The sequence below is a fragment of the Salinarimonas sp. genome, assembly GCF_046292825.1.
Taxonomy (GTDB): Bacteria; Pseudomonadota; Alphaproteobacteria; order Rhizobiales; family Beijerinckiaceae; genus Salinarimonas.
In genome coordinates, this window is record NZ_JBKBQG010000050.1 from 21,185 (window position 1) to 28,469 (window position 7,285).

Consider the following 7,285-nt stretch of genomic DNA (forward strand, 5'->3'; position numbering starts at 1 on the left):
CCGCGCCGCGGCAGGCTATGACCCCTTCACGACGGGAGGCGCGGGAGCGGGTCCCGAAACGCGCGAGAAGAAGAGGTTCGAGATGGCGAAGATCAAGGTGGCCAACCCGGTGGTCGAGCTCGACGGCGACGAGATGACCCGGATCATCTGGGCCTACATCAAGGACAAGCTCATCCACCCCTATCTCGACATCGATCTCGAGTATTACGATCTCGGCGTCGAGCACCGCGACGCGACCAACGACCAGGTGACGATCGACGCGGCGAACGCCATCAAGCGCCACGGGGTCGGCGTCAAGTGCGCCACGATCACGCCCGACGAGCAGCGCGTCGAGGAATTCGGCCTCAAGGAGATGTGGAAGTCGCCCAACGGCACGATCCGCAACATCCTCGGCGGCGTCATCTTCCGCGAGCCGATCATCTGCCGCAACGTGCCGCGCCTCGTGCCGGGCTGGACGCAGCCGATCATCGTCGGCCGCCACGCCTTCGGCGACCAGTACCGCGCCACCGATTTCAAGGTGCCCGGCAAGGGTCGGATGACGATCAAGTTCGAGGGCGAGGACGGGACGGTCATCGAGAAGGAAGTCTTCAAGTTCCCCGGCGCCGGCGTCGCGATGGCGATGTACAACCTCGACGAGTCGATCCGCGACTTCGCCCGCGCCTCGATGAATTACGGCCTCAACCGCGGCTATCCGGTCTATCTGTCGACCAAGAACACCATCCTCAAGGCCTATGACGGGCGCTTCAAGGACCTGTTCCAGGAGGTCTACGAGACCGAGTTCGCCGACAAGTTCAAGGCCGCCGGCATCACCTACGAGCACCGCCTCATCGACGACATGGTCGCCTCGGCGCTCAAGTGGTCGGGCGGCTACGTCTGGGCGTGCAAGAACTACGACGGCGACGTGCAGTCCGACACGGTCGCGCAGGGCTTCGGCTCGCTCGGCCTGATGACCTCGGTGCTGATGACGCCCGACGGCCAGACGGTCGAGGCCGAGGCCGCCCACGGCACGGTGACGCGCCATTACCGCGAGCACCAGAAGGGCAAGGAGACCTCGACGAACTCCATCGCCTCGATCTTCGCCTGGACGCGGGGCCTCGCGCACCGCGCCAAGCTCGACGACAATGCCGAGCTCGCCCGCTTCTCCGAGACGCTCGAGCGCGTGTGCATCGACACGGTCGAGGCCGGCCACATGACGAAGGATCTCGCGCTCCTCGTCGGCCCCGATCAGCCCTGGCTGACGACGACGGGCTTCCTCGACAAGATCGACGAGAACCTCAAGAAGGCCATGGCTGCCGGCTGACGCCGCGCGCTCAAGCGAGAAAAGCCCCGGGCGTGCGCCGCGCGCCCGGGGCTTTTTCGTATCTCGAAGAGAGAAGGGCTGTCATCCCGGACGCCGAAGGCGATCCGGGACCCATACGCACGACGCTTCTCTCGCAGCCTGTAGGCTGCGATCCACCGACAATGGTCGCGGTTCGATGGAGCAGCGAGCGCGGCATGCGCGCTCGGACGACCGTCGAGGTTATGGGTCCCGGGTCCGCGTCGCGGCCCGGGATGACAGCTAATGATCCCCTCAGCGACCGCGGCGCGGGCCGCCGGCGGAGAGCCAGCCGATGGCGGAGCCGTCGCGGCCGCCCGAGGCAGGCGCGGGCTTGCGGCCGTCGCCACGGCGACCCTCGGCCTTGCGCGGGTCGGCGTTGCGCGAATCCGGCTTGCGCGCCGCCTCCTGCGGCTTGCGGCCGTCGGACGTGCGCGCGTCCGATTTGCGCGCATCCGATTTGCGCGCGTCGGGCCGACCGCCCTCCCCGCGCGAGGCCTGGGCGGGAGCGCCGCGGCCGTGGCCGGCACCCTGCCCGCCCGGCCGACCGCGCCCGCCGCGCTTCTGCGGCTCGGGCGCCGCCGCGAGCGACGGCGAGCCCACGTCGAAGCCCGCCGGCGCGGGCGCGACCGGCACGCTCTGGCGCGTCAGCTTCTCGATGTCCTTGAGATAGGCGCGCTCCTCGCCGTTGCAGAAGGAGAGCGCGATGCCGTCGGCGCCGGCGCGCGCCGTGCGGCCGATGCGGTGGACATATTGCTCGGGCACGTTCGGCAGATCGAAATTGACGACGTGGGAGACGCCCTCCACGTCGATGCCGCGCGCGGCGATGTCGGTCGCCACGAGCACCTTGCACGAGCCCTTGCGGAAGGCCTCGAGCGCGCGCTCGCGCTGGCCCTGGCTCTTGTTGCCGTGGATCGCGAAAGCGGGAATGCCCGCCTTCTCGAGCCCGCGCACCACCTTGTCCGCCCCGTGCTTGGTGCGGGTGAAGACGAGGACGCGGTCGATCGCGGGATCGCGCAGCACGATCTCGAGGAGCGCGGGCTTGCGGCCCTGCTCGACGAAGGTGACGCGCTGCTCGACGCGCTCGGCGGTCGTCGCGACGGGCGTCACCGCGACCTTCACGGGGTCCGTCAGATAGCCGTCGGCGAGGTTCGCGATCGTGCTCGGCATGGTCGCCGAGAAGAACAGCGTGTGGCGCTTCTTCGGCAGCAGCGTCACGATGCGGCGCAGCGCGTGGATGAAGCCGAGATCGAGCATCTGATCGGCCTCGTCGAGCACGAGCACCTCGACCTGGTCGAGGCTGAGCGCGCGGCGATCGATCAGATCGAGGAGGCGGCCCGGCGTGGCGACGAGCACGTCGGTGCCCGGCGCCACCTGCCGCTCGTGGCGGCCGACGGGCACGCCGCCGAAGATCACGCCGGAGGTGAGCTTGAGGCCGCGCGCGTAGACCGCGAACGAATCGGCGATCTGGCTCGCGAGCTCGCGCGTCGGCGACAGAACGAGGGCGCGCGCGCCGCGGCGCGGCGCAGGGCGACGGTCGGCCACGAGCCGCTCGATGATCGGCAGCGCGAAGGCCGCCGTCTTGCCGGTGCCGGTCTGGGCGATGCCGAGGATGTCGCGCCCGGCGAGCGCGTGCGGAATGGCCTGGATCTGGATGGGGGTGGGGCGCTCGTAGCCCTCGGCGGCAAGCGTCTTCAGGACGGTCGCGGAGAGGCCGAGCTCGGAGAATGTCGTCACGTCTATGTCTTTCGCATGCGGGGAGCGCCCGGCACGCGTTCGCGCACGACGGGGCTCTGTCGAGGAACGACCCGCGTGATGGGGCGATCTTGGGGAGGGCCGCATCCGAAAATCCGCCCGGTCCTGCCCCTATGGAACGGGGCGGCCTTCACGCAGACGGATCAGAGAGCCCATGAACGGGCGCCGACGCAGCGAGCGGAACATGGGGTGGCCGCGGGCGAATGTCAAACGCGAAGTTCGCGGACGCGCCCGTATCGCCCGAACGCAAACCGCCGCGACGCGATCGGAAGCGCCTGCGGCGCTAACCGTTGTGCCCCATCAGCGCCGACACGTGCGCCGCGACCGAGCGGGAGAGGCCCTCGAGGTCGTAGCCGCCCTCGAGCAGGGAGACGACGCGTCCCTTGCAGCGGCGCTCGGCGATGTCCATCAATTCGAGCGTCGCCCACGCGAAATCCTGCTCGGTCAGCATGATGTTGCCGAGCGGGTCGCGCCAATGGGCGTCGAAACCCGCCGAGATCACCACGAGATCGGGGGCGAAGGCGTCGATGCGCGGCAGGACGCGGGTGCGCATCGCCTCGCGGAAGACGTCCGAGCCGTCCCCGGCGGACAGGGGGGCGTTGACGATCGTGTCGTGCTCGCCCCGCTCGCCGAGCGCCCCGGTGCCGGGATAGAGCGGCATCTCGTGGGTGGAGCAATAGAGCACGCTCTCGTCGTCCCAGAAGATGTCCTGCGTGCCGTTGCCGTGGTGGACGTCCCAATCGATCACCGCGACGCGCTCGGCGCCGAAGCGCTTCTGGGCGTAGCGCGCGGCGATCGCGGCGTTGTTGAAGAAGCAGAAGCCCATCGGCACCTGCTTTTCCGCGTGGTGGCCGGGGGGGCGCATGGCGACGAAGGCGTTGCGGACGAGGCCCTGCATCACCTCCTCGACCGCCCGCACCGCCCCGCCCGCCGAGCGCAGCGCCGCCTCGATCGTGCCGGGCGAGAGCACCGTGTCCGAATCGATCTGCACGAAGCCGCTCGCGGGCCCCGCCTCGATCAGCGCGTCGACGTAACGGCGGGGATGGACGAGGGCGACGCTCTCCACCTCCGCGACCGGCGCCTGCTCGCGCACGAGCATCGAGAAGCGCTCGTCCTCAAGGGCGCGCTCGATGACGCGGATGCGGTCGGCGCGCTCGGGATGTCCGGGGGGCGTCTGATGGTCGAGCGCGGCGGGGTGGCAGAGATACAACGTCGTCATCGGCGACCTAAGCGGTTCTTCTTCTCGCGTATCGTCGCAGCCGCGCACGCGCCTGTCCATCCCCGGCTCGGCTTAAGCAGTTCTCCTGTCGGCGCGCGGCCGCCGAGCGGTTTGCCGGCGCGCGCCGCACGCGTATCCTGCGGGGGACGCGGGGCGCGGAAAGGGAGCGGATGCGCGAGCGGCACGTCGTCGTCGACACGGCCTTCAGGATCGCGATCTACGGGCTCGTGGCGAGCCTCGTCGCCCGCGACGGGGCGACCTTCGTGTGGCTCCTCCAGGGACTGCTTCTCGTCTCGGCGGCGGTCTCGATCGTCGGCGCGTACCGGTCCGGCGAGCCGCTCGCGCGAACCGCGCTCACGCGCTGGGACCAGGCCGCCTGGCTCGCCCTCGTCGCCCTTGCCGTGCGGATCGCGGCGGGGTGAGGAGCGGGCGAATTCGGCACGATGGTGTCATCCCCGGCCGGAGCACGTGTAGCGTGCGCAGGGAAAGGGGACCCAGCGCAAGAATTTGCTTGCGGAGCAAGCGCTTGCGGCGGCGACGAGCCGCCTGGTCGGCGGCACGAAGGTGTGCTCCGCACAGTCTTGGTGCTGGGTTTCCTTCCCCTGCGCACGCAAGCGTGCTCCGGCCGGGAATGACACCGGTGGAATAACGGCGACGAAGATCACCGGACGGCGAGGCGCTCTTCCAGGGTGGCGAGGAGCGGGTTTTCCGCGCGGAAGAGGTATTCGAGCGCGCGCACGCCGATCTCGCTCGCGCCGGCCTCCGCGAGGCCGTCGACGAGGGCGAAGACGCTCGCGCGCGGCACGTGCAGGACGAGCTCGGGGGCGGATGCGCCGTAGGGCGCCCGCGCGCCGGCCCGCTCGGCGAGCGCGGCGAAGGCGCTCTCGGTGCCCGGCGCGATGCGCGCGCGGACCTCGCGGGTCGTGCGCGCGGCCTCCTCGGCGGCGATGCGCCCGAGGATGGCGCGCACGGCCGTGCGGGCCCGCGATCCCCAGGGCGCGCGCAGGGACGCGACGAGATTGGCCTCCGAGCGCAGGATGACGCCGTCCTCGATCACCTTGAGCGCGTTCGCGGCGAGCGTCGCGCCCGTCGTGGTGATGTCGACGACGATCTCCGCCGCGCCCGACGCCGGAGCGCCCTCGGTGGCGCCGAGCGATTCGACGATCCGGTAATCGGCGAGGCCGCGCTCGGCGAAGAAGCGGCGGGTGAGCTGGACGTATTTCGTCGCGACCCGCATCTTGCGCCCGTGGCGCACGCGCATGTCGACGGCGACCTCTTCGAGATCGGCCATCGTGCGCACGTCGATCCAGGCCTGGGGTGCCGCGACGACGACGTTCGCATGGCCGAAGCCGAGCGGCGCGAGGAGCGCGACCGCAGCGTCGGGATCCGCGATCTCCTCCCGCACGAGATCCTCGCCGGTGATGCCGAGATGCGCCTCGCCCGAGCCGAGCCGGCGGGTGATCTCGCTCGCGGAGAGGAACTCGACGACCACGTCGCTCAAGCCCGCGATGGCGCCGCGATAGTCGCGCGCGCCGCGGCCCTGCTGGAAGGCGAGGCCGGCGCGGGCGAAGAAGGCCGACGCGTTCTCCTGCAGGCGGCCCTTGGAGGGGACCGCGACGACGAGGGGCCCGTCCTGCGGGCGCAGCATCGTGACGGGGCTCATGGGGCCTCTCCCGCGCGGATCGCCGCGATGCGATCGAGCCAGAACGAGCAGCCGACGGCCGGCAGCGCGGCCTTGGGCTGGAAATGGGTCGCGAGGCGGTCGTAGCGCCCGCCGCCGACGACCGGCGGCCCGCCCTCGGCCCGGGCGCCGACCTCGAAGATGAAGCCGGTGTAATAGTCGAGATTGCGCGCGAAATCGGCGCGGTAGACGAGGCCCGACGGGTCGATGCCGCGTGCGGCGACGAAGCCGACGCGCTCCTCGAACAGAGCGAGCGCGGGCTCGATCGCGAGCCCCGCATCCTCCGCGAGCGCACGCAGCCGCGCGCAGGCCTGGTCCGGATCGCCGGCGATGGCGAGATAGGCGCGCAGGACGGCGCGCGCCTCCTCGCCGAGCCCGTTCTCGCGCCGCTCCGCGCGGGCGAGGAAGCGCTCGGCGATCTCGCCCGCGGTACGCCCGCCGACGCTCGAGATGCCCGCGATGGCGAGCACGTCCTCGACGAAGGCCTGCGCGGCCTGGCGGTCCTGCCCCGCGAGCGCGGCGAGCAGCCCGGCATGCTCGACCATCTCGGGCGCCGCCTCCTCGGCGAGCGCCGCCTCGGCGCGGCCCGACACGATCGCGCGGACGACCCGCGCCTTCGCCGCCGGCGGCAGGCCGAGCGCGTCGACGATCGCCTCGAGCAGGCCGACATCGCCGAGCTTCACCCGTGCGGCCGGCACGCCGAGCGCGTCGAGCCCCTCGAGCGCGAGGGCGAGCACCTCCGCGTCGGCAGCCGCGAGGTCGGTCCGGCCGAAGGACTCGATGCCCGCCTGGCCGAACTCGCCGGTCTCCCCGGGGCGATGGCGGAAGACGGGGCCGCGATAGCAATAGGAGGCGGGCTCCGCGCCGCGCGCCGCGAGATGGGCGCGGCAGACGGGGATCGTGTATTCCGGCCGCAGGCACATCTCGCGCCCGTCCGCGTCGAGCGTCAGGAACATGCGTCGGCGCATGTCCTCGCCCGACAGGTCGAGAAACACGTCGGCCGGCTGCAGCACCGGCGGCTCGATGGGCCGATAGCCCTCCCGGTCGAACAGACCGAGGAGGATCGCGCCCGCTTCGTCTTCGAACAGGGTCATGGGTCCCTCGCTCCCGACGCTCTCCCTAGCAGCGAAAGGCGCGCAGGCAAACGGGGATCGAGCGGCAGGGTGAACGAAGGCGTGAACGAAGGCCCCCTCCCCTTCCCCTCAGGGGAAGGTGGCTCCGACCCCGAGCAGGGGTCGGAGACGGATGGGGTCTTTCGACCCGAAGGGTCGAAGGGGCGTCGGGAGCCGCCGTACGTAAGGAGCACTACGACGAC

The 7,285-nt window shown here is 71.2% G+C and carries 6 protein-coding genes; 2 read left to right on the forward strand and 4 right to left on the reverse strand.

Annotated elements, in window-relative coordinates:
* The first annotated feature begins 82 nt into the window (after window positions 1–82).
* A complete protein-coding gene (locus ACK4UM_RS18110; protein ID WP_409802114.1) occupies window positions 83–1,300 on the forward strand; it encodes an NADP-dependent isocitrate dehydrogenase in 1,218 nt (405 codons plus the stop codon).
* A gap of 270 nt (window positions 1,301–1,570) precedes the next feature.
* On the opposite strand, the gene ACK4UM_RS18115 is transcribed toward ACK4UM_RS18110, so the two are convergent.
* Both ACK4UM_RS18115 and ACK4UM_RS18120 read right to left on the reverse strand, forming a co-directional pair.
* Entirely contained in the window at window positions 1,571–3,052 is a 1,482-nt protein-coding gene (locus ACK4UM_RS18115; RefSeq protein WP_409802116.1) for a DEAD/DEAH box helicase, read from the reverse strand.
* A gap of 301 nt (window positions 3,053–3,353) precedes the next feature.
* Window positions 3,354–4,289, reverse strand: coding sequence for a histone deacetylase family protein (locus tag ACK4UM_RS18120; RefSeq protein ID WP_409802118.1), 936 nt, complete (start codon window positions 4,287–4,289; stop codon window positions 3,354–3,356).
* 170 nt (window positions 4,290–4,459) lie between these two features.
* On the opposite strand from ACK4UM_RS18120, the gene ACK4UM_RS18125 reads away from it, so the two are divergent.
* A complete protein-coding gene (locus ACK4UM_RS18125; protein ID WP_409802120.1) occupies window positions 4,460–4,711 on the forward strand; it encodes a hypothetical protein in 252 nt (83 codons plus the stop codon).
* A gap of 239 nt (window positions 4,712–4,950) precedes the next feature.
* Here the strand turns inward: ACK4UM_RS18125 and hisG are convergent, their stop codons facing one another.
* Both hisG and ACK4UM_RS18135 read right to left on the reverse strand, forming a co-directional pair.
* A complete protein-coding gene (gene hisG / locus ACK4UM_RS18130; RefSeq protein WP_409802123.1) occupies window positions 4,951–5,952 on the reverse strand; it encodes an ATP phosphoribosyltransferase in 1,002 nt (333 codons plus the stop codon).
* The gene (locus tag ACK4UM_RS18135) at window positions 5,949–7,064 is read right to left on the reverse strand and encodes an ATP phosphoribosyltransferase regulatory subunit (protein WP_409802127.1); all 1,116 of its coding nucleotides are present in this window, start codon (window positions 7,062–7,064) and stop codon (window positions 5,949–5,951) included. The genes hisG and ACK4UM_RS18135 overlap by 4 nt, the downstream gene beginning before the upstream one ends.
* Window positions 7,065–7,285: the final 221 nt, after the last annotated feature.

Coding starts and splice junctions, on each gene's coding strand:
- ACK4UM_RS18110 (WP_409802114.1), top strand. CDS start 83: ATGGCGAAGATCAAGGTGGCCAACCCGGTGGTCGAGCTCGACGGCGAC.
- ACK4UM_RS18120 (WP_409802118.1), bottom strand. CDS start 4,289: ATGACGACGTTGTATCTCTGCCACCCCGCCGCGCTCGACCATCAGACG.
- ACK4UM_RS18125 (WP_409802120.1), top strand. CDS start 4,460: ATGCGCGAGCGGCACGTCGTCGTCGACACGGCCTTCAGGATCGCGATC.
- hisG (WP_409802123.1), bottom strand. CDS start 5,952: ATGAGCCCCGTCACGATGCTGCGCCCGCAGGACGGGCCCCTCGTCGTC.
- ACK4UM_RS18135 (WP_409802127.1), bottom strand. CDS start 7,064: ATGACCCTGTTCGAAGACGAAGCGGGCGCGATCCTCCTCGGTCTGTTC.